Annotated in this window: 24 protein-coding genes and 1 pseudogene; 10 read left to right on the top strand and 15 right to left on the bottom strand. The window is 61.2% G+C overall.

The annotated features are described in order from the left end of the window. Positions 1-578: pseudogene (locus BLL36_RS29130) on the top strand (IS4 family transposase); the annotation flags it as partial. A gap of 245 nt (positions 579-823) precedes the next feature. Here BLL36_RS29130 and BLL36_RS29135 read toward each other — a convergent pair. Next, on the bottom strand, positions 824-1597 hold the full coding sequence (locus BLL36_RS29135; RefSeq protein ID WP_076955043.1) for an L-iditol 2-dehydrogenase: 774 nt from the start codon (positions 1595-1597) through the stop codon (positions 824-826). 25 nt (positions 1598-1622) lie between these two features. Beyond that, a complete protein-coding gene (locus BLL36_RS29140) occupies positions 1623-2948 on the bottom strand; it encodes an ABC transporter substrate-binding protein (RefSeq protein WP_076955044.1) in 1326 nt (441 codons plus the stop codon). A gap of 205 nt (positions 2949-3153) precedes the next feature. Here BLL36_RS29140 and BLL36_RS29145 point away from each other — a divergent pair, with 205 nt between their 5' ends. The 5 genes from BLL36_RS29145 to BLL36_RS29165 all read left to right on the top strand — a co-directional run bounded on the left by BLL36_RS29145 (position 3154) and on the right by BLL36_RS29165 (position 6883). Then, positions 3154-4107, top strand: coding sequence for an AraC family transcriptional regulator (locus tag BLL36_RS29145; RefSeq protein ID WP_076955045.1), 954 nt, complete (start codon positions 3154-3156; stop codon positions 4105-4107). A 139-nt stretch (positions 4108-4246) separates the two neighbouring features. Beyond that, a complete protein-coding gene (locus tag BLL36_RS29150) occupies positions 4247-5209 on the top strand; it encodes a nucleoside-specific channel-forming protein Tsx (protein WP_076955046.1) in 963 nt (320 codons plus the stop codon). Positions 5210-5223: 14 nt separating this feature from the next. Beyond that, complete coding sequence (locus BLL36_RS29155; RefSeq protein WP_076955047.1) at positions 5224-6252, top strand: purine-nucleoside phosphorylase; 1029 nt, start codon at positions 5224-5226, stop codon at positions 6250-6252. A gap of 99 nt (positions 6253-6351) precedes the next feature. After that, positions 6352-6594, top strand: coding sequence for a DUF6555 family protein (locus BLL36_RS29160; protein ID WP_076955048.1), 243 nt, complete (start codon positions 6352-6354; stop codon positions 6592-6594). 16 nt (positions 6595-6610) lie between these two features. Further along, positions 6611-6883: a hypothetical protein gene (locus BLL36_RS29165; protein WP_076955049.1), complete on the top strand. Its 273-nt coding sequence runs from the start codon at positions 6611-6613 to the stop codon at positions 6881-6883. Positions 6884-7097: 214 nt separating this feature from the next. Here BLL36_RS29165 and BLL36_RS29170 read toward each other — a convergent pair whose 3' ends face one another. The 3 genes from BLL36_RS29170 to BLL36_RS29180 form a co-directional block, all read right to left on the bottom strand. Beyond that, entirely contained in the window at positions 7098-7265 is a 168-nt protein-coding gene (locus BLL36_RS29170) for a metallothionein (RefSeq protein ID WP_076955050.1), read from the bottom strand. A gap of 85 nt (positions 7266-7350) precedes the next feature. Further along, the gene (locus tag BLL36_RS29175) at positions 7351-7803 is read right to left on the bottom strand and encodes a DMT family transporter (RefSeq protein WP_076955051.1); all 453 of its coding nucleotides are present in this window, start codon (positions 7801-7803) and stop codon (positions 7351-7353) included. A gap of 4 nt (positions 7804-7807) precedes the next feature. Beyond that, a complete protein-coding gene (locus BLL36_RS29180) occupies positions 7808-8296 on the bottom strand; it encodes a DMT family transporter (protein WP_076955052.1) in 489 nt (162 codons plus the stop codon). Between the two features lie 119 nt (positions 8297-8415). On the opposite strand from BLL36_RS29180, the gene BLL36_RS29185 reads away from it, so the two are divergent. Further along, a complete protein-coding gene (locus BLL36_RS29185) occupies positions 8416-9348 on the top strand; it encodes a LysR family transcriptional regulator (RefSeq protein WP_076955053.1) in 933 nt (310 codons plus the stop codon). Positions 9349-9475: 127 nt separating this feature from the next. Further along, on the top strand, positions 9476-9742 hold the full coding sequence (locus BLL36_RS29190) for a type II toxin-antitoxin system Phd/YefM family antitoxin (RefSeq protein WP_076955054.1): 267 nt from the start codon (positions 9476-9478) through the stop codon (positions 9740-9742). Between the two features lie 8 nt (positions 9743-9750). On the opposite strand, the gene BLL36_RS29195 is transcribed toward BLL36_RS29190, so the two are convergent. From BLL36_RS29195 to BLL36_RS29205, 3 genes are all read right to left on the bottom strand, one after another. Beyond that, positions 9751-11070, bottom strand: a complete 1320-nt coding sequence (locus BLL36_RS29195) for an Nramp family divalent metal transporter (RefSeq protein ID WP_076955055.1) — start codon at positions 11068-11070, stop codon at positions 9751-9753. Between the two features lie 41 nt (positions 11071-11111). Beyond that, positions 11112-12665, bottom strand: a complete 1554-nt coding sequence (locus tag BLL36_RS29200; RefSeq protein ID WP_076955056.1) for a DUF726 domain-containing protein — start codon at positions 12663-12665, stop codon at positions 11112-11114. Between the two features lie 134 nt (positions 12666-12799). Next, positions 12800-13105: an XRE family transcriptional regulator gene (locus BLL36_RS29205; RefSeq protein WP_076955057.1), complete on the bottom strand. Its 306-nt coding sequence runs from the start codon at positions 13103-13105 to the stop codon at positions 12800-12802. A gap of 276 nt (positions 13106-13381) precedes the next feature. Between BLL36_RS29205 and BLL36_RS29210 the strand changes: the two genes are divergently transcribed. After that, on the top strand, positions 13382-15190 hold the full coding sequence (locus BLL36_RS29210) for a monovalent cation:proton antiporter-2 (CPA2) family protein (RefSeq protein ID WP_076955058.1): 1809 nt from the start codon (positions 13382-13384) through the stop codon (positions 15188-15190). Positions 15191-15262: 72 nt separating this feature from the next. Further along, a complete protein-coding gene (locus BLL36_RS29215) occupies positions 15263-15817 on the top strand; it encodes a DcrB/PsbP domain-containing protein (protein ID WP_076955059.1) in 555 nt (184 codons plus the stop codon). Positions 15818-15947: 130 nt separating this feature from the next. On the opposite strand, the gene BLL36_RS29220 is transcribed toward BLL36_RS29215, so the two are convergent. The 7 genes from BLL36_RS29220 to BLL36_RS29250 form a co-directional block, all read right to left on the bottom strand. After that, positions 15948-16667, bottom strand: coding sequence for an alpha/beta hydrolase (locus BLL36_RS29220; RefSeq protein ID WP_076955060.1), 720 nt, complete (start codon positions 16665-16667; stop codon positions 15948-15950). A gap of 11 nt (positions 16668-16678) precedes the next feature. Continuing rightward, positions 16679-17434 (bottom strand): precorrin-6A synthase (deacetylating), encoded by a 756-nt coding sequence (gene cobF, locus BLL36_RS29225; protein WP_076955061.1) that lies wholly within the window; start codon positions 17432-17434, stop codon positions 16679-16681. 9 nt (positions 17435-17443) lie between these two features. Beyond that, complete coding sequence (locus BLL36_RS29230; RefSeq protein ID WP_076955072.1) at positions 17444-18031, bottom strand: histidine phosphatase family protein; 588 nt, start codon at positions 18029-18031, stop codon at positions 17444-17446. A gap of 152 nt (positions 18032-18183) precedes the next feature. Beyond that, a complete protein-coding gene (locus BLL36_RS29235) occupies positions 18184-19155 on the bottom strand; it encodes a LysR family transcriptional regulator (protein ID WP_076955062.1) in 972 nt (323 codons plus the stop codon). Positions 19156-19206: 51 nt separating this feature from the next. Beyond that, positions 19207-20148, bottom strand: a complete 942-nt coding sequence (locus BLL36_RS29240; RefSeq protein WP_076955063.1) for a peptidylprolyl isomerase — start codon at positions 20146-20148, stop codon at positions 19207-19209. Next, positions 20145-20606, bottom strand: a complete 462-nt coding sequence (locus BLL36_RS29245) for a YbjN domain-containing protein (RefSeq protein ID WP_076955064.1) — start codon at positions 20604-20606, stop codon at positions 20145-20147. The genes BLL36_RS29240 and BLL36_RS29245 overlap by 4 nt, the downstream gene beginning before the upstream one ends. Positions 20607-20627: 21 nt before the next feature. Then, the gene (locus BLL36_RS29250; protein WP_076955065.1) at positions 20628-21254 is read right to left on the bottom strand and encodes a DNA repair protein; all 627 of its coding nucleotides are present in this window, start codon (positions 21252-21254) and stop codon (positions 20628-20630) included. Between the last annotated feature and the right edge of the window lie 16 nt (positions 21255-21270).

The raw sequence follows: 21270 nt of genomic DNA on the forward strand, positions 1-21270 counted from the left end.
GGCGGCGTGTCGAACTGAGTCTGCAAACCCCCACCGACTCTGGCGACACTACGTTGTTGTTCTGGAGCAACTTGCCCGACTCCATCAGTGCCGAACAAATCGCCGATTTGTACCGCCGTCGCTGGAGCATCGAAGGGATGTTCCAGCGTCTGGAATCGGTTCTGGACAGCGAAATCGAAACGCTGGGTAGCCCCAAGGCTGCCCTGCTGGGATTTGCGTCGGCGGTGTTGGCTTACAACGTCTTGGCCGTGCTCAAGCGCAGCGTTGAGGAGGCTCATCGCCAGACCCTGCCCGACGATTGGGAGGCATCGATTTTCCACCTGACGGTACAGGTGCGCAGTGGTTATGAGGGAATGCAGATAGCCCTGCCGGCAGAGGACTCATCCATCCCGATCCCTGCAGAAGGGCTGGCTCAGTATCTGCTTACACTCGCTCGAAATATTCAGCCCAAAGCTGTCGTCAAGAGCAAGCGAGGTCCGAAGGTGCCCAAACCCAAACAGTGGCTTGAAGGCAAAGCCGCAAATGCACACGTATCGACGGATCGGGTGCTTAAGGCCGCTAAAATCAAAAGACCTTGAAAGGGCTGGCCGTAAGGGCGGAACCCTAAGCCGCCGTTACCGCAGCAACGGATATGTACTCGGTCAAACCCAAAAAAACGGTCGGCCCGAAGGCCGCCAAGCAAGCTCCTCGCCACACACCGTTGAAAGTTGTGTAGATACCCATGCTGCGATGGCGGCGGGTCAGGCAATAAAATGTCAACTGACAGACCGCTATCGCAGGCAAGCCAGCTCCCACACTCAATCCCTTTTTGCCTGAACTGGCGCTAGTTCATCCAATTGCCGCCGTCGACGTTGTAGGTCTGCGCGACCACGTAATCGGCGTCCTTTGACGCCAGGAAAACCGCCATCCCCGTCAAATCCTGCGCGGTGCCCATCCGCCCAAACGGCACTTCGGCCCCTACCCGCTTCTTCTTCTCGCCGGGCGCCAGGCCTTCGTGCCTGGCAAACAGCGCATCCACCCCATCCCAGTGTTCGCCATCCACCACGCCCGGTGCGATGGCGTTGACGTTGATGCCTTGCTTGATCAGGTTCAACCCCGCCGATTGCGTCAGGCTGATCACCGCCGCCTTGGTCGCGCAATAGACCGCCACCAATGGCTCGCCCCGGCGGCCGGCCTGGCTGGCCATGTTGATGATCTTGCCGCCGTGCCCCTGGCGGATCATCTGCCGTGCGGCGGCCTGCAGGGTGAACAACGTGCCGGCGACGTTGATCGAAAATAGCCGTTCATAGCTATCGCGGGTGATGTCGACGATCGGCGCCAGGTCGAACAGCGCGGCATTATTGACAAGGATGTCCAACTTGCCGGCCTGGGCCACCACGGCGGCAATCGCGCCGTCGATAGAGCCTTGGTCGGTGACGTCCATCGCGACCGCGTAAGCCTGCGCGCCCAGCTCGGCGGCCGTGGCCTGGGCCCTTTGCAGGTTGATATCGGCGATGGCAACCGTGGCGCCTTCAGCGATATAGGCCTGAGCAAAAGCGCGGCCGATACCGCGTGCCGATCCGGTGATCAACGCACTTTTTCCTTCCAGTCGTTTCATGAGATACCTGGCCCTTATTGGAAAATTATTTGGAATAACCGGCGCGCTTCATCTCGCGCTCGGTAGTGGTCTGGGCCTGGAGCAAGGCCTGGTCAACCGACATGCCGCCGGTCAGCGCCGCCGAGAACAGCTTGCCCACCGAGGTGCCGATCGCCTGGAACTCAGGAATCGTCACATACTGGATGCCCACGTAAGGCACCGGTTTGGCCGACGGGTGCGCCGGATCGGCATGCTTCATCATCTCGAGGGTCACCTGGGCAAACGGTGCGGCCTTCAAATAGGCCTCGCTATAGGTGGACTGGCGGGTGCCCGGCGGCACATTGGTGATGCCTTCCTTGTCGGCGACCAGTTGGATGTAGTCCTTGGAGGTGGCCCAGGCGATAAAGGCCTTCGCGGCGTCCTTGTGCTTGGAGGTGGCCGGGATCGCCAGGGACCAGGCGTAGAGCCACGAGGAACCTTTATCGGTCACTTCGGTAGGCGCGGCGGCGAAGCCTACGCTGTCGGCCACCTTGCTTTGCGCCTTGTCGGTGGTGAAGGACCCGGCGACGCTGGCATCGACCCAGATCGCGCACTTGCCGCTGTTGAACAGCGCCAGGGTTTCGTTGAAGCCGTTACTGGACACCCCCGGCGGGCCGTATTGCTTGAGGGTGTTGACGTAGAAGTTGGCGGCAGCGGTCCACTCGGGGCTGGTCAGCTCGGGCTTCCACTGTTCATCGAACCAGCGCGCGCCAAAGGCATTGGCCATGGTGCTGAGCAAGGCGATGTTCTCGCCCCAGCCGGCCTTGCCGCGCAGGCACATGCCGTATTGGCCTCTGTCCTTGGCGGTGAGCTTGGCGGCGAACTCGCCGAGCTGTGTCCAGGTAGGGTGCGTGGGCATGCTCAGGCCGGCCTGCTTGAACAGGTCGGTTCGGTAATAGGTGACCGTGCTTTCACCGTAGAACGGCAAGGCATACAGGGTGTCGTTAACCGAAAGCCCTTGGCGCACCGAGGGGAAAATGTCGTCGACGTCATAGTCGGCCGGCAGTTGGGTCAACGGTTCCAGCCAGTGTTTGGCGCCCCACAGCGGGGTTTCGTAGGTGCCGATGGTCAGCACGTCGAACTGCCCGCCTTGGGTGGCGATATCGGTGGTGAGCCGCTGGCGCAGCACGTTTTCTTCCAGCACCACCCAGTTGAGTTTGATACCTGGGTGCTGTTCCTCGAACACCTTGGACAGGCGCTGCATGCGGATCATGTCACTGTTGTTGACCGTGGCGATGGTTACGGTGTCGGCGGCGTGGCTTGGCAGCGCCAACGCCAGGCTGGAAAGCAGGAACAAGGCTTGCGGGATCTTGGCTTTTCCGTACAGGAACATGGCGGTTTCCACCTGTTGTTTTTGTTTGAGTGCCGATTACAGCAGCTTGGCCCGGCCTCCACAAACGCGTGGCGGATGCTGGGCCGGTACTTTTTTAACCCTGGGTCAGCGATCAAAAAAGTATCAGTGGCGGGTAAAACGGGGGTAGCGCGCCCGCGACCCAGGCGCGTATTTTGAAGCGTCCAAGAACCCTAAGAAGCCCGCCATGCCTGTCAGCCGCGTCAAGCTGTTCGAGCACCGCCCCGCCGAGCTGGAAGTGATCCTGCCCGAACCGGACCACTGCTTCCGCTGGTTCGAACACGATTACCCCTACGACCTGGCGCGCTGGAACCACCATCCCGAATTCGAAATCCACTTGATCCGCCAAGGCAGCGGCAAGCTGGTGGCGGGCGACTACATCGGTGCATTCAACGCCGGGCATGTCGCGCTGATCGGCCCCGACCTGCCCCACGACTGGATCGGCGAATTGGCGCCCGGCGAACACCTGAGCGGCCGCGATGTGGTGCTGCAATTCGACGGTGCCGCCCTCCTCGCCCTGCGCACCACCCTGCCGGAACTTGGTGATTTACAGCCCTTGTTCGAGCGCGCCCGACGCGGCCTGGAATTCGCCGGCGACACGGCGTTGCAGGCCGCACAGTTGATGGAGGCCATCGGCAGCGCCCATGGCCTGCAGCGATTGATCCTGTTCCTGCAACTGCTCGGTACCCTGAAAAACGCCCCGACGCAGCAGGTCAAGGCCCTGGCCAGCCCTTGCTACGCACCGACGTTGGATGCGCGCTGCACCGAACGCATCAACAAAGCGTTCGACTACTTGATGCGCGAGCTGACCGGCGAGGTGCGCCTGTCGGTCATTGCGCAGCAACTGGAGATGAGCGAGCCGGGGTTTTCGCGCTTCTTCAAGCGCAACACCGGCCACGGTTTTATCGACCTGATGCGCAAGTTCCGCGTGCAGCGCGCCTGTCGCTTGTTACTGCAAAGCGACCGGTCAGTGGCAGACATCTGCTTCGAAGTGGGCTACGCCAACCTGTCCAATTTCAACCGGCACTTTCGCATCGAAATGAACCAGACGCCGAGCGACTATCGACGGGAAACGGCGATGCATTTGTTCCAACCAATGAAAAAATGCCACCCAGTCAATTCTGACCAAAAGGTCGACTAAATCGGCTTTTTTGCAGGCTGATCAATCGATTGAGCCAAGTTGGTACAACCTGTGCAAACGTTTGCGGTACGGACTTGCTCGTCAAGTTCACCCTTACCCGAAGAACCGGGTTCAAACCGCGTACGAATAGGGATTTTCAATGCAGCCCACCTCAAGGCGTCCTGCCCCCCTTGGTGTTTCCCTGCTACTGGCCACCGTTACGGGAGTACTCAGCGCGCCCATTTTGGCGCAGGGGCAACCCGTCGATGACTCAGCACAGGGCGAAACCCTCAGCCCAAAAACCCAGAGCCCGCAAGCCAGCCCGGCAAAACCAGGCGCGTACCTGTCGGACTGGTTCAACCAGGACCTGACGTTGATCGGCAGCAAAGACATCAGCTTCGGCCCAAAGCCGCAGGATGATATCTACCTGGAATATGAGTACTTCGGCCGTAAGGGGCCTTTCGAGCTGTACGGCTACATCGATGTGCCGAAGATCCTCACCATCGGTAACAGCAATGACAAAGGCGTGTGGGACCATGGCTCGCCGGTGTTCATGGAGCATGAGCCGCGCATTTCCATCGACTATTTGGCCGGCCGCAGCCTGGCCATCGGGCCATTCAAGGAATGGTACGTGGCGTTCGATTGGATCTACGACCACGGCAGCCGTAAGGAAAACCGCGCCAACACGCTGTACAGCGGCCTGGGCACTGACATCGATACCCACTCGCGGGTCAACCTGTCGGCCAACTTCTACGGGCGCTACCAATGGGAGAACTATGGCGCCAGCAATGAATATTCGTGGGACGGTTACCGCGCGCAAATGAAGTACATCGTGCCCATCGGCAAGTTCGACAATGGTGCGTCACTGACCTATATCGGCTTCACCAATTACGACTTCGGCTCGGATCTGCACAAGGACAACCCCGCGCGTACCGCCAATTCCCTGGTGGCGACCAACGTGCTGTTGTATTCGTTTACCCACCTGCGCTTCACCCTGGTCGGCCGTTACTTCCATAACGGCGGCAACTGGGAAGATGGCAGCGAGTTGAATTTCGGCGAAGGCAACTTCCGCGCCCGCTCCGACGGCTGGGGTTATTACGCCGGCGTGGGCTACCAATTCTGATGCAGGAGTTACAGATGAAAGTACTTACCCGTCTCTCGCTGGCCGTGGGCCTGGCCCTGCTGCCCCACATGGTGCTGGCGGATACGCCCGCGCCGATCAAACCCAAAGTGATGCTGATCACTATGTTCGCCCCCGAGGCGCAAACCTGGATCGATCGCCTGGCACTCAAGCAAGAAGTGCGTGTACCAGGGCTGTCCGCCGAATACCCGGTGATCCGCTGCAACACCCAGGACGTGTGCCTGCTGGTCACCGGCATGGGCCAGACCAATGCCGCCGCGTCCACGCTGGCCCTGGCGCTGTCGCCCAAGTTCGACCTGCGCCAGAGCTACTTTCTGATTGCCGGGATCGCCGGCATAAGCCCCAAGCACGGCACCCTCGGCACCGCCGCCTGGGCGCACTACCTGGTGGAATTCGGCACCCAGTGGGAACTCGACGCGCGGGACGCGCCCAAGGCGTGGCCGACGGGCTATATCGGCATCAATACCAAGGGCCCCAACGAGAAACCACCGTTGGACTACAAGACCGAGGTGTTTGAACTGAACCCCAAGCTGCAGGCCAAGGCGTTTGCCTTGTCGCAAAAGGTTGAGCTGAGTGAAAGCAAAGAATCGAGCGCCTGGCGCAAACACTACCCTGCGGCACCGGCCAACCAGCCGCCACAGGTTACCCGTTGCGACACCTTGGCGGGCAACACCTGGTTCTCCGGCACGCGCCTGAGCGAACGCGCCGAAGTCTGGACCAGGCTGCTCACCGACAACAAGGGCGAGTACTGCACCACCCAACAGGAAGACAACTCCACCTACGAAGCACTGCTGCGTGCCAGCCGCGAGGGTCTGGTGGACATCCAACGCCTGGCCGTGGTGCGCGCCGGCTCGGACTTCGACCGCCCCTACCCCGGCTACAGCGAAGTGGACAACCTGCTCAAATACGCGGACCAGGGCGGTTTCGTACCGGCGCTGGAAAACCTCTACCGCACGGGCAACCCGTTGGTGCAGGCGATCCTTCAGAACTGGTCGGCGTGGGAGAAAGGCGTTCCCGAAGCCTGAGTAAGAGGCAACCCTGGTGATGGCTACCGCCCGGCAATCCAACTGAATTTTCGTGGCCGCCTGGGATCACTTGTTTACACCACCAGGGTTGATGGACCAATGAACAACGCAAAACTCTTTGTGATCGACTACAGGCTGCATGGCGAGCCCAAGTCTTTCATTATCCGCCTGGAAAAGCTCGACCACCTGGAAGCCTGGCATTGGGCGAGTTGTGACGCAGGCATCGGCCGTATCGGCAGGTTCGCGCGTGAGCAGGTAAAAAAGACCAGCCAGGAGCAGGCCGAAAAGTTCGGCCTTACCGGCGTGCAATGGCGCCGCTCCGATGCGCGCGCCCAGGCTTGATCGAGGAGAGATACCCATGAATTCACTGGAACCGGTCAATGGCAAAGCGCGCATCGACTACACCCAGGACACGTTGTTCGGGCCGATGGCCAAGCATATCGAGTGCCAAGTGGCCGTGCAGCGTCACACTGATGGAATGGTCCTCAAGGTCTTCCAGCCGTTGCCAGACGATCTGCAGGCAGCGCACACCGTAGTGGTCGCCCTGGACGGGCGGCGAACCAGCGGCGTGGTCAAGGATAGCCAGCGCCTGTCCGACGATAGCCTGAGGCTTGAGCTGGAAATCCAATAAACACCATCACACAACGCCCAATGGCTGACATGTCTCTTGTAGTGAGCGGGCTTGTCCCGCGCTGGGTGGCGAAGCCGCCCCAATGAAAGACACCGCCGAGTTCAGCATAAAACCGAGTGGCTTGGTTTTGGGGCCGCTTCGCAGCCCAGCGCGGGGCGAGCCCGCTCACTACAAGGTGGCCATTGCAGGCAAGCGGGCTTCCAAAGTTTTTAACTCATGGGGCGGCTTTGGCGCACTCGCAACCGTTTACCGCCGCACACGGCTCACCATGGGCATGGTGTTCGGCACAACCCTGGCAGCAATAGCCCTTACCGTCCTTCATCACCGCGTCAATGCCCAACACACATCGGCAATGTGGGCAGGCACACGTTTGATCTGGCATGTTCAGACTCCTCTTGTTGATCGTGACCGGTGCGGCGCACGCCCCACCTCAAACAGTGACTGCGCGCCGCCGGCGATGGTTCAAATCAATCGGTACGTGTATTGCTGCGGTACATGAACACCAGTGCCAGGGCCAGGCAGGCCATCGCCACGATCCGGCTGCCCGACAGTTCGATGGCGGGGTTGCCCAGCCAGCCGAAATTATCGATCAACATGCCCATGCCCAGTTGGCCGACGATCACCGCTACGGTCGCCACGGCGGTGCCGACAATCGGCACCGCGCCGACCATCACCATCATGTACACCACGCCGAACAATGCGCCGGTCAGCTGCCATTTCGGCACATCCAGCACGCTCACCGCCTGAGCCGGCTCAAAGAACAGGATCAGCAAGGCGGTGACAATGGCGCCCACCACAAAGGTCAACAGGCTGCCGCGCAACACACCGACCGCCTGGCCCAGACGGCCATTGATCGCTGCCTGCACACTCAACACCGCGCCCGCGGCCACCACCACTGCCAATAACAGAATCAGATTCATCGCCTTAACCTCGTGCAATCAGAACAAGCGCCACCACAATCAACGCCAACGCAATCCAGCGCTCGCCATTGACCCGTTTGCGCGCCGTGCCGAACCAGCCGAAATGGTCAATCAGCACACTCTTGCCGACCTGCCCGGACAAAATCGCGATCATGGTCATCGCAATACCGATATGCGGCGTGGCCAGGGTCAGCACCACCACGTAGATCGGCCCCAGGAAGCCGCCGATCAACTGCCAGCGCGGCAGCTCGGACAGCGCCGGGCCCTTTTGCGGGCCACTGAACAACAGCAGCAGATACAAAATCGCCGAGCCCACGCCGAAGATGCTCAAGGTCGCCCATAAATGGCCCACCTGCACACCCAGCGGCCCGAGCAGCCCCGCTTCAACCGACAGGCCCATACCCGCGAGGATTACCAGCGGCAACAACAGCAGCCGCAGAAGGTTTTTCTTCGGCCTGGCCTGGGCCGCGCCCTCGATAGCACTTGCTTGCATACATCACCTGCACATCAACAAAGGATTGGATGGCGCGCATTATCCAATGGTCTTCCTGTGCGATAAATGGGAGCATGTCGACAACACCTTTGCGAAAAACGCACAGCCCAGGAGACGTGATGCAAGGTCTGAATGAATTGAGTTTCAAGGCCATGCGCCTGTTCGTCGCCGTGCTGGACCTCGGCAGTTTTTCCGAAGTGGCGCGCCGTGAAGGCCTGGCGCCCTCTTCCATCTCCCGGCAGATACAGCTGATGGAACAGGCGCTCGGCCAGCAATTGCTCTACCGCCATACCCGGGCGGTCAGCCCCACCGAGGCGGGCCGCTTATTGGGCCGGCACGCACGCTTGATGCTCGAACAGCTGGAAGTCGCCGGCCAGGCCTTGCAGGAACAGGAAAGCGAGCCCAGCGGCCTGGTGCGCATCAACGCGCCGATGGTGTTTGGCCAGCGGCATCTGTCACCTTGGCTTGGCGAGCTGTGCCGGCGCTATCCGAAGCTGCAACTGGATATCCAGCAGACCGACACCTTCGTCGACCCTCTGCAAGATGGCACCGACCTGCTGTTTCGCATCGGCGTGCTCAACGACTCCAGCATGCAGGCACGCATTTTCGCGCCGCAACGCTTTCGCATTGCCGCCAGCCCCACTTACCTGGCCAGGCATGGCACGCCGCGCCACCCCGACGAACTGGCCAACCACCAGTGCCTGGCCTACAAAGGCATCACCGGCCAGCAACGCTGGTTCTTCCGCAAGGGCCAGGGTGACTGGACGCCCTACAGCGTCAAGGGTCCGATCACCGGCAACCATGCCGACACCCTCACCCACGCTGCCGAGCAAGGGCTGGGGCTGGTGGTGTTTCCTTCATGGTTGATCGGCGAAGGCTTGCGTGCCGGTACGTTGCAGGCGGTGCTCACCGAGTACGACGTAGCGACAACCTTGGAGCCGCAACAGATTGCAGCGTTGTGGCCGGGCAGCCGGCGCTTGTCGCTGAAGGTGCGTACGGTAATTGATTATTTTGTGGAATGTTTTGGGGCGGTGCCGTATTGGGATCGTTAATAGCCGAGCGGTTCGCCGGGTACATTTCCTACGTGAATAAGTAGTTCAATTCTGATTTTACTGGCCAGCATTTTTTACCGTCGTGCACTGCGGCAGACTTTGGCAACTTCCGTTATGGAGAGAGGTCATGAACGCGACATGCGCTGAACTTAAGGTTACGTTCGATCTAGCAAAGGCAAACTTTTCAAAACTGGTACATCAAGCCAGCGCCGGGAAAATCATAACGATCACTCAGGATGGACGCGCACTTGCCCGGCTCGTGGCCGCAGAGTTGCAACCTGGACGCCGGATCGGCGCGATGAAGGGAAAACTTATAATCCCGGCAGACTTTGGTTCGCCGCTTCCAGACGACACGCTGGATGCGTTCGAATGCAGGTCCATTTGTTTAACCTGAACCACGAGTCAAAACACCCACTGCCCGATCAACCACGCATTCGCCCCACTGATCACCGCAAACAGAAACCACGCCAGCATCCGCGTCGGCAGCCGATTCACCAACGGCCCCATCAACTGCTTATCGCCGGTCATGCGAATCAACGGGTACAGCGCGAACGGCAATTGCAGGCTGAGCACCACTTGGCTGAGGACCAGCAGTTTGCCGATGGCATCGTCGCCCATCAGCCACACGCCGAGAAACGCCGGGATCAGCGCCAGCCCGCGGGTGATCAGGCGCCGTTGCCAGCAAGGAATACGCAGGTTGAGGTAGCCCTCCATGATCACCTGCCCGGCGATGGTACCGGTGAAGGTGGAGCTTTGGCCGGAGGCCAGCAGGGCCACGCCAAACAGGATGCTGGCAAACGCACCGCCTACCAGCGGGTCGAGCAGATGATAGGCATCCTGGATCTCGACCACGTCGGTGTGGCCCGTCTTATGGAAGGCGGCTGCGGCGAGTACCAGGATTGCAGCGTTGACCAGCAAGGCCAGGGCCAGCGAGCCGATGGTGTCGATACGGGCCAGCTTGACCGCGTCCTGTTTGCTGGCAAGGTCCTTGCCGATCATGCGGGTCTGTACGATGGAGCTGTGCAAGTAGAGGTTATGGGGCATCACCGTGGCACCGAGAATACCGATGGCCAGGTACAACGGCGCGGCATCGCTGATGGCCGACAATGACGGCGTGAAACCGCTGAACACGTCGGGCCAATAGGGTTTGATCAGAACCAATTCGATAAAGAAACACACGCCGATGGTTGCCACCAGCGCCAGCATGATCGCTTCCAGGCGGCGGAAACCGCGGTTCTGGAGGGCCAGGATCAGCAACGTGTCGAAGGCAGTGATAATAATACCGGTGGTCAGCGAAACGCCAAGCAGCAGGTGAAATGCCAGGGCACAGCCCAGCACTTCGGCAAGGTCGGTGGCGATGATGGAAATTTCCGCCAGCGCCCACTGGGTGCGGGCGGAACGCTTGCTGTAGCGTTCACGGCACAATTGCGCCAGGTCCTTGCCGGTGGCGATGCCCAACCGCGAGCACAGGCACTGCACCGCCATCCCTGCCAGGCTGGCCAGCAACACCACAAACAACAGGCTGTAACCATAACGTGAGCCGGCCTCGATGGCCGTGGCCCAGTTTCCCGGGTCCATGTAGCCGATGGAAATCAGCAGGCCTGGGCCTGCGAACATAAGCACGCGCTTGAAGAACGAGGCCTTGGGATCAACGGCGACGGAGCCCGCCACTTCCGGCGGGCAAAACGGGGCGGTGGCGATTTTTGGCAGGCTGAATTTCACGCGGCATTCCAGGCAAACACACTCGATGGAGGCGCAGCTTATCAGTCCGACGCAACGGTGCGCATCACCGTTTCCCGCGGCAGGTCGAACGCTTCGACCACCTGCACCACCAGGTCCAGCTCCTGATTCAGCGCTTCACGCTCCATGCGTTGGCGGATCACCCCGATCACCAGCACCGCCAGCGTGGTGATCGAATACGCCGGCCCGGAAAACGCGCGCACACCACTCACCAGCAGCATCGCCGCCGCCACCGCTTGCCCTACCACCGGAATCGCCGAAGCTGCACCACGGCGCAGGATAAACCCGGTCAGCCCGGCCAACGCCGTGCCACTCAAAGCCGTGGTGGCCGATCGGCCGACATCGAAACGGCTGAACAACCCCTGCTCCTTTTGCGCGGCGGCTTTGAGTTGCGCGTCGAACACCTGCCGGTCAGCGTGGCTGAGTTTGTCCTTGTACTGCGCGATGAGTTTTTCCGCGACCTGGGCCTCAAGGTCCGCCAACTCAACGGTATCCAGAGGCACCTCAAACTTGATTCCCAAACGCCGCACCACATCCTCGGCGATCTGGCGATAACTCACGCCATGGCCACGGGCCAGGTTCATAAAGGTATCGCCGCCCATGCGTTGTAGCTCGATGGCCAGCTTGAGCGGCTCACGCACCGTGGCATCGACGGATGCACTGCGCTTTTGCGCCATCAGTTCGGCGAGGAACTTCAGCTCTTCCGGGCGCGCCTGCACCAGCGCCGGGAACAGCTGCGCGTCCTCTTCGGCAAAACGTACCTCGGTGCTGCGCTGGTCGGAGCGGATCATGCCGCGCCTCTCGTGCAACAGGTCGGTGTACTGCACCACTGTCTGCAACTGCGGCCAATAGGCGGCGTGGTCGAAGCTTGCCAGGTGCACATTGGTGACCTTGGTCTTGAGCGCCGGCGTCACCGGTATCGCGTAACGGCCAATGCAGCGCTCGGTATCCGGCTTCATGGCCAGGGCCCAGTCCTTGCTGGAATGGCAGTTGATCACGCGTCCCTTGAGCGGCGCCGACACTTCATCCCACGGGCTCGACGTGCAGATCGCACCGCCCATCAACAGCAAGTTGTCCAACGGCAGTTCGCGGGCGATTTCAGGGCTGGCCAGCAGGCTCTTGACCAGAATGCGCGCGCCCAGGGAATGGCCGATCAGGTTGATACGCCGCACCTCAAGGGACTCACCGTGCAGGTAGCTGGCGAGTTCCGGCAACAGGCTCCTGGCGACTTCGTCCACCCGCGCCTCGACGCTTTTATAGTGGTCGAGAAAATACGCAATGGCCTTGCCTACCCCCACCGTCGCCGCGCCCAGGCTACCGCCGCCGAGCATCGCGCCCATCACATCCTTGAAGGGGGCAAACAGGTTTTCCAGGAAATGTCCGGCTGGCCAGAACAGCATCAGGTTGGTCGAACCTTCGATGCTAGCCAACTGCGCCTTGAAGTTACCCAGTTGTTGCCGGTTGAAGAACGCCGAATAACCGTGAACGTAGAGATTGAGCACATCGCCCTGGGGCTCGCCACACAGTAAGAACGTGGGCTTGCGGGTACGGTGCATTTCATCCCACTGCTGCTGCATGGGGCGGTGACTCCTGGTGACGAGGGAGAGTGATAGTATCAAAGGCTGCGTTTCAAAGGCGTGCCGCTGGGGAAAAGGCCTCCGTTGGTCTATTCAATCATGCACTGCACGAGGCCTGGCGGTTGCACCCGCGTTCAGTAGGCAAAATTGTCGATCTTGACCTGACCATCAGGAAACGTCGCAATGATCTCCAACTCACCGCCCATCGCACGGATGTAGTTGCGCAACGTGCTGATGTACATGTCGGTGCGCCGCTCCATCTTGGAAACGGCTGCCTGGTTGATATTCAATGCCTTGGCCAGGCTCTCCTGGCTCAACTGCTGAGCCTTGCGCAGCTCGTGCAGGGGCATTTCCTTGAGGTGTTGCTGGAACAACTGCTGTGCTTCGGCTCGAGACTCCGGCGCCATGCCGGCTTGAAGTTCAGCGAATTTTTTAGCCATGGGTTGGGCCCTCTCCACGTAATGCTTCTCAAAATATGCCACCCAAGGAATATAAACTCAAGCGCATAAAATTGGTAAACGAACCGGACGAACCGCCACTCGCTCACGCTGGGGAATTGTTTGTACGTCTTTCCAGACGGGCCGCAGAACCTTCAGTTCTCAACAGGAATAAGGCTTTCATTCAGTTCCACACGCTGCAAAAACACAATTATCAAATTGTAAAAAGCGCTCTAATACGCGCCTGTCGATTTGGTTTTGAAGATCCTGGAGTTCGCAATGCCCCATGAAGGCAACCTGTTACAAGCAGCCGTGGTGTTCCTGCTCGCCGCCGTGCTGACCGTGCCCCTGGCCAAGCGTCTGCAGCTGGGCGCGGTGCTGGGTTATCTGTTCGCCGGTGTGATCATCGGCCCGTCGGTGCTGGGCCTGATCGGCAACCCGCAAAGCGTCGCGCAATTCTCCGAGCTGGGGGTGGTGTTGCTGTTGTTCATCATCGGCCTGGAATTGTCGCCCAAACGTCTATGGGTGATGCGCAAGGCGGTGTTTGGTGTCGGCCTGGCCCAGGTGCTGCTGACCGGCGTAGTGATGGGCGCGGTAGCGCTGTGGCTGTTTGGCCAGTCGTGGAACAGCGCCATCGTGCTGGGGCTGGGCCTGGCCTTGTCCTCGACGGCCTTCGGCCTGCAAAGCCTGGCCGAGCGCAAGGAGTTGAACCAGCCACACGGTCGCCTGGCATTTGCCATCCTGCTGTTCCAGGACATCGCCGCGATCCCGCTGATCGCTCTGGTGCCGCTGCTGGCCGGCAGCAACCATCCGACCACCGAAACCGAGGGCCTGCGGCATGTCTTGCAGGTGCTGGGCAGCATCGCCGTGGTGATCATCGGCGGTCGCTATCTGTTGCGACCGGTGTTTCGCATCGTCGCCAAGACCGGCCTGCGCGAAGTCTCCACCGCCACCGCGTTGCTGGTGGTGATCGGCACCGCCTGGTTGATGGAATTGGTGGGCGTGTCCATGGCTTTGGGCGCCTTCCTCGCCGGCCTGCTGCTGGCGGATTCGGAATACCGCCACGAACTGGAATCCCAGATCGAGCCGTTCAAGGGCTTGTTGCTGGGGCTGTTTTTCATCAGCGTGGGCATGGGCGCCAACCTCGGTTTGCTGCTCAGCTCGCCGCTGGTGGTGATCGGGCTGACGCTGCTGCTGATCGGTTTGAAACTGCCCCTGCTCTACGCCGTGGGCCGCCTGGTGGGCGACCTCAACCGCGAAAGCGCCCTGCGCCTGGGGGTTGTACTGGCGGCCGGCGGCGAGTTTGCCTTCGTGGTGTTCAAGATCGGTCGCGACCAGGGCCTGTTCGAACCCCACCTGTACGACATTCTGGTGCTGACCATCACCCTCTCCATGGCCGTGACGCCGCTGCTGTTGCTGGTGTGCCCGAAACTGTTCAAGCCCAAGGTCAAGCCGGTGGAAGTGCCCGAGGAATACCGCGCCATCGAAAGCGACGCACCGCGCGTGGTCATCGCCGGCATGGGCCGCATGGGCCAGATCGTCGCGCGGATCCTGCGCGCGCAGAACATTTCATTCATTGCCCTGGACACCTCGGTGGAAACCATCGAACTGACCCGCAGCTTCGGTGGCATGCCGGTGTTCTACGGCGACCCGCAACGCCCCGAGATCCTGCACGCGGCCAAGGTCGACCAGGCGGAGTTCTTCGTGATCGCCATGGATGACCCGGAGATCAACATCAAGACCGCCGAACTGGTGCGCAACCTCTACCCGCATATGAAGATCATCGCCCGCGCGCGCAACCGCCAGCACGTGCATCGCCTGGTGGACCTGGATGCCTCGCCGATTCGTGAGACGTTCTACTCCAGCCTGGAAATGAGCCGCCGTACCCTGGTCGGTCTCGGCCTGAGCCAAGCCCAGGCCGACGCACGCATCACCCGCTTCAAGAATCACGACTTGCAAGTGCTGGCCGCGCAACACGCGGTATACGACGACGCCGCCAAGGTCATGCAAACCGCCCAGGAAGCGCGGACGGAACTGGCGCGGCTGTTCGAGATGGATCGACTTGAGGAAGAGTCCGACAAGGTGTGAGGCTGGGGATGAACGATTTTGCGAAATTTCTGACAGAATACGCCGCAACCTCGTTCATCCCTGGAGCGCTTCATGGCCACTTTCACCAAGACCGCCGCCCTGCTGGCCCTCGCGCTGACCGCCGGCAGCGTCTTCGCCGCTTCCAAGCCGGCCACGCAAACCATCTCCACCTTGGGCGGCAAGTTCACCTTCACCCTGCCCAAGGCCTATGTTGCCGACACCCTGCCGGCCGGTAAGGCCGAAGACGGCACAGCCGATACCCAAGGCACGATGTACGCCAACCGGACCACCAAAAGCGTGGTGATCGTCGCCGAGACCCTGCGCAACGACGGGGTCAGCATCAAGGACAACGACGCGCAGTTCCTTGACGGCGCCGTGGCCGGTTTCATCAAGGACCAGAGCGCCGCCCTGCCTGACTTCAAGAAACAGAGCGAGAAAAAGCTGACATTCAAGGGCCTGGGCCTGCGCCAGGTGGACAGCACCGCGACCCAGGGCGGCGGCAAGACCTTGAACTCCACGTTCCTGGGTGGCTCGGGTAATCAGTTATTGGTGATCCAGGCAATTTCGCGGGCTGATGATGCGAAGGGGCATGCGCAGTTGGTGAAGCAGATTATTGGCGGAAAATAACCCGATTCGGCATACGACATAGATTCATGTGGGAGCTGGCTTGCCTGCGATAGCGGTGGAACAGGTGATAAATCATTCACTGATACACCGCTATCGCAGGCAAGCCAGCTCCCACATTTTTTTACCGCGCTTATTTCAGGCTTTTCTCCAGCCAGACCTTCAAGTCCTGCACCTCCGCCTCGCTGACGGTGTGGTTCATCCCCGCATACCCGTGAAACTCCGGCCTCAAGCCCAACCCCGTCAGCACCTGATTCGCCCGGGTCGCCGACGCATACGGCAACACCTGATCCAACGTTCCGTGGCCAATAAAGATCGCCAACTTGTCCAGTGCCGTATCCGGCTTCAACTGCGCCTTGAGCACCGGCAACACGCTGCCACTCAACGCCGCAATCCCACGCACCAACTGCGGGTCACGCAACGCCACTTCGTACGACATGATCGCGCCCTGACTGAACCCCACCAGGAATACCCGATCACTGCGGGTGTGGTACTTGGCGGTGGCTTTGCCGACAAAATCCTTGATCAACCGGGCACTGCTCTGCAGGTCGGCCGTCACGCCGTCGTACTCGCCGTCGCCGGGGGTCTTGGTAAACCAGCGGAATCCGTTCGCGTCCACCGGCATGGGCGCGCGCACCGACAAGTAGGTCCAGGTAGCGGGCAACGCGTCCTTGATACCGAACAGGTCTTGCTCGTTGCTGCCGAAACCGTGCAGGAAAATCACCAACGGCTGGTTACGTGCGTCGTCCTGGGTCTGTTCCAGGTACGACAACGGCAAATCGGTGTGCAGCGTATCGTCGGCATGGGCGGTGCCGACCAGCAGGGCCAGCGCCAGGGCGAACAGTTTGAGCATGGGAGGTGACCTCATGGTTTGCGTAACAGATAAGTGTCCATGATCCAGCCATTTTCCAGGCGCGCAGCCTTGCGCACCCTTTCGATTTCTTGCGCGACCTCGCTGACTTTGCCGCTGATAAGGATCTCGTCCGGCGTGCCCAGGTAGGCCCCCCAATAAATCTCCAGGTCTTGATCGGCCACGGTGCGGTAGGCGTCGTCGGCGTCGAGCATGACCACCAGCGTGTCGGCATCACTCGCCTGCCCCGCCGCCAGGCGCCGCCCGGTGGTGATCTCGACGGACTTGCCAATGCGGTTCAGCGCCACCTTGTGCTGCGCGGCCAGGGCCTGCACGCTGGTAATACCGGGGATCACTTCGAACTCGAAGGTGCAACGGCCACTGGCCAGGATCGCCTGCAGGATGCGAATGGTGCTGTCATACAGCGCAGGGTCGCCCCAGGCCAGGAAAGCGCCCACTTCACCGTCAGCCATTTCCTCGTTGATCATGCGTTCGAAGGTCTGCTGCTTGTCGCGGTTGAGGTCCTGCACGGCCGCGGTGTAGTCGACATCGCCGCGCACGCGCTCGGGGCAGGCGGCCTCGACGAAGCGGTAGCCGGGCTCGGTGATGTAGGTCTGGCAGATCTCGCGGCGCAGGTCGATCAACTTGTCCTTGCTCTGGCCTTTGTCCATCAGGAAAAACACGTCGGTGCGGTTCAGCGCCTTTACGGCCTGCATCGTGATGTAGTCAGGGTTGCCGGCGCCGATGCCGATGATCAGGATGCGTTTCATGGGTTGCTCTCAGTGCGGGGCGTGGATTTTGCCATGTTCAGGCGCCTGGGCGTGAGTTTGCAGGCGCAGGCGCCATACCTGGTTGAAGCGCAGCTCGGTGGCGGACAAAGGCTCGACGTCGATCAGGTAGAACATCGAGATCGGAAATTGCATGACGTACAGCATCGCGGCGCGGATCACAAACGGGTGGGTGACGGCGACAACATGACCGGGGTGGGTTTCGAGGGATTTCAGCCACCGGCCTACCCGTGCACACACTTGGTCCACGGATTCGCCGCCATGGGCCGTACTGGCGCTGTTGCCAATCCAATCCGCCAACTCGTCACGATCAACCTCGTTGAGGTCCTTACCTTTCCAACGACCAAAGTCGCCATCACGCAAGGCGTTCTCGACCACGGGATTGCGGCTGAACATCCCTGCCGTCTGCCGGGTACGAGCCTCGGGGCCGCACAACAAACGCGGGTTCCTGTAACGACCGGCAAGGGACAAACCTGCATTTCGCCAATCCATCGCGACGGACTCGTCATCGGGAAAGCTGCCCTTTTTCTGCTGAGGCGTCACGGCATGGCAAATGAGTGTCAAACGAGTGGACTGCAGCACGGTTTGCCTCAATAAGAGGGATGAGGCCACTAAGACTGGCGCAGTTAGCGCCAGGGCGCAACGCCTTGTGCCAGGAACACCACCGTCGCTCCCACACTAACCATGTTGTGCCAGTCAGTCCGGGATAGCTTAAGCGAGGCTGTCCTGGATTAATCAAACCACTCCCGCCGCCCCTCGAACGTACCGACAATCAACTCCACAATCATCCGCACCGCCTCAATATCCCGTACCTGAACATTCACCGCCAGCCATACCTGGCGCTGCATGCTCTCGGCCAACAACCCCGGCAACGCCACCAAACCCCGATCAACGCTGCTCATGTATTGCGGCAGCAAACCGATGCAGGCGCCGCAACGAATCATCTCAAGCATCAGTGAATAGGCGTGCACCTGCGCCACCGCCGCCAGGCGTTGTTGCACCAGCAGGTTCCAGGGTTGCAAGGCGCCGACCTCGGCATCCGGCTGCCACTGCACCAGCATGTAATCGTCGAGGTCTTCGACACAGTCCGGCCGCGTGGTCAGGCGTGAATAGCGCTTGGCGATATGCGGCACATACTGCAACCGCGCCAGCGCCCGCGGCGCTTCGGTGGCGAAGCTCGGGCCTGGGCCATCGGCGTCCGACAACCACAGCACCACGTCTACATCCACCGCTTGCAGCGACAACCGGCTGTCGATGGAGATGATCTCCAGGCGCACGCTGGCATTGCGGCGCAACAAGGCGATCAGGTCGCGCCCTAGAATGTCGTGCAGGATCGGCTCAGCCACCGCCAGCCGAATCAACGGCTGCTCCGTTACCGGCAAGCGCCGTTCATGGGCCAGGGCAATCAGTTGCGCCTGCAACTGCTGGCCGTCACGGCTGAGCACCAGGCCATTGCCCTGGTAGCTGAACAGCGAATGGCGCACCTGTTGTTCCAACTGCGCCAGGCGCTTGCGCAACAGCGTGGCCTTGATATTCAGACTGCGCGCCGCCTGCATGAAGCAACCGCAGCGCGCGCTCACCAGGAAATAGCGCGCCACCTCCGGGTCAATGTCATCGGCCAGGTCCAGCCAGGGGCCGCGCGCCTCGGCCGGCGCGCGATAAACGGACGGCCCTTGAGGGGCGGACGGTTCCAGTAATGCCATGGGAGACTCCCTGTCTTGTCGATCGGTGCATCCAATGCGAAGTGATGCGGGTTACTCCAGCACCTTGTTCAACTCGGCGCCGTCGATGCTCAGGGTTGCGGTGTTGAGCATGCCTTCGAGGTAGGCCTTGGCGATCTGTTCCTGACGCTGGGTGCGCAAGGCCTGTGTCAGGCGTTCACGCAGTTCGTCGAGGGTCGCGGTGCGCGCCGGTTGTTGACCGGTGAGCTTGAGCACATGAAACCCCGCTGCGCTCTGCACCACGTCCGACACCGCGCCGATCTTGAGGCGCGACACCGCACTGCGTACCTCCGGCACCAGCTGTTGCAAGGGTTGCATGCCCGAGTCGCCGCCGCGCGCGGCGGAGTCGGTGTCCTGGGAAAACTGCGTGGCCAGGGCGGCAAAATCACCCGGCGCCGCCTGGGCACGGCGACTCAGTTCCTGGGCCTGGCGGCGTACGGCCTCGATATTCTGCGGATCGTTCACCGCAAGGAAAATCTGGCTCACCCGGTACAACGGCGGCGTCACCCATTGCGCCTTGCCGCTGTCGTAGGCCTGCTGCACCTGCGCCGCGCTGGGGTAGTCGGCCGGCACCTGGCTGACCGACAGCATGTAGTCGCGGAACACAATCTGCTCCGTGGCCGCGCGGGTCTGCTGCTCCACCTCGGGGCGTTGGCGCCAGCCTTGGGCATCGGCCTGTTCGAGCACGGCTTTTTGCGCCAGGCGTGAACGAATCCAGGTCTCCAGCGCGCCTCGGTTGCCGCGCAATTGCTCGCGGGACTCGGCCGGCAGGCTGGCCAGTACGGTTTTCAGCTCCGTCAGGTCGATCTGCTGATTGCCCAGGCGGGCCACCGCCGGTCCGGCCGATACAGGGTTGGTCACCGGCGCCGGTTGCTGCGCCGCCACCGGGTCGCTGCCCGGCCGCAGGCTCAAGCCCACCGCCACCACCAGCAAGGCCAGCGCGCCCGCGCCGACCATCAGGGTTGGTTTTTTCACAATACAGGCGCCTCTTCGCCCATCGATGCAGCCTGCAACTGCGCCGCCTGCTGGCTGTATTCACGCAGGTAGACAATGAATTCCTGCAACAGGCGGTCCCACAGCTCCAGTTGGCTGCGCAGGTGCGTGGCGCCGACGCCGGCCACCACCACGTCCATTTCCATCAGCAAGAATTCGCCCTGCACCGACAACCGCGCAAAGCGCCGCGATGCGTTCCACAACTGGGCCAAGCCTTCAGGCAACTCGCCCTGGATGCGCAGCGCGCAGCTGTAGGTGAAGTCCACATAGGCGCCCGGCTCGGCTGCCGGGTTGCCGAAACGCACGGCAAAGCCGATGCCCTGGCTGGCGCTGAGCAACTGCACGATGCCATTTTGTTCGGTCTGGTTGACCCGGTAGCCGGCTTCCTGCAGCAGTTCGGTGAGGCTCTGGGTGGTGACGCTGGTGATCAAATCGGTCATGTTAATTCTTCCCTGTCTCTATCAATGATTGGCGGTTGCCTGGGGGGCATCGAAACGGCTCTTGTACAAATCGTCGCCAAAGCCCTGGGCCAGTTCCTCGAACTTGACCCGCACGCTGCTGGCGAACGGCTGGCGGATACTCATCACCTCGGCCACATCGATTTTTTCGTAGGCCGCGAGCAACTGCTGTGCCACGCCGTACATCTGTTGATTCTTGACTGAACATTGCTGCACTTGCGTGTCACGTTCACCCAATTGTGCTTGCAGGCGGGCGCGCTCGGCTTCCTTGCCCTTGGCCAGCACCAGCAGTTCGTCATAGGCCTTCTTGAACTTGCCGATCTGCTCGTTACTCGCCACCACCTGGGCTTGCGCCTGGCTGTGCAGGCTCTGTTGCTGGCCGACCAGTTGCTCGGCCACGCCCCGAGCCTGGGCGAGTTCGGCCGTCAGCTGCTTGATTTGCGCCTGGGCCTGCTTGGCCTGGTTTTCGGCGGCAAGGCGCGCCGCGCTGGCCTGGGCCTGTTCGCTTTGCAGGGTCTGCAATTGCTGGGTGGTGCTGCGCAATTGCGTGCGCAGGCGCTCCTCCATGCCTTCAGCCGAAGCCGCCGTGGCAACGAACACCAAGAGCAGCGCGCAGATTCGTGTGTTCATGTGGCATCTCCCTGCG

It is taken from the genome of Pseudomonas cedrina subsp. cedrina (genome assembly GCF_001983175.1).
Taxonomy (GTDB): Bacteria; Pseudomonadota; Gammaproteobacteria; order Pseudomonadales; family Pseudomonadaceae; genus Aquipseudomonas; species Aquipseudomonas cedrina.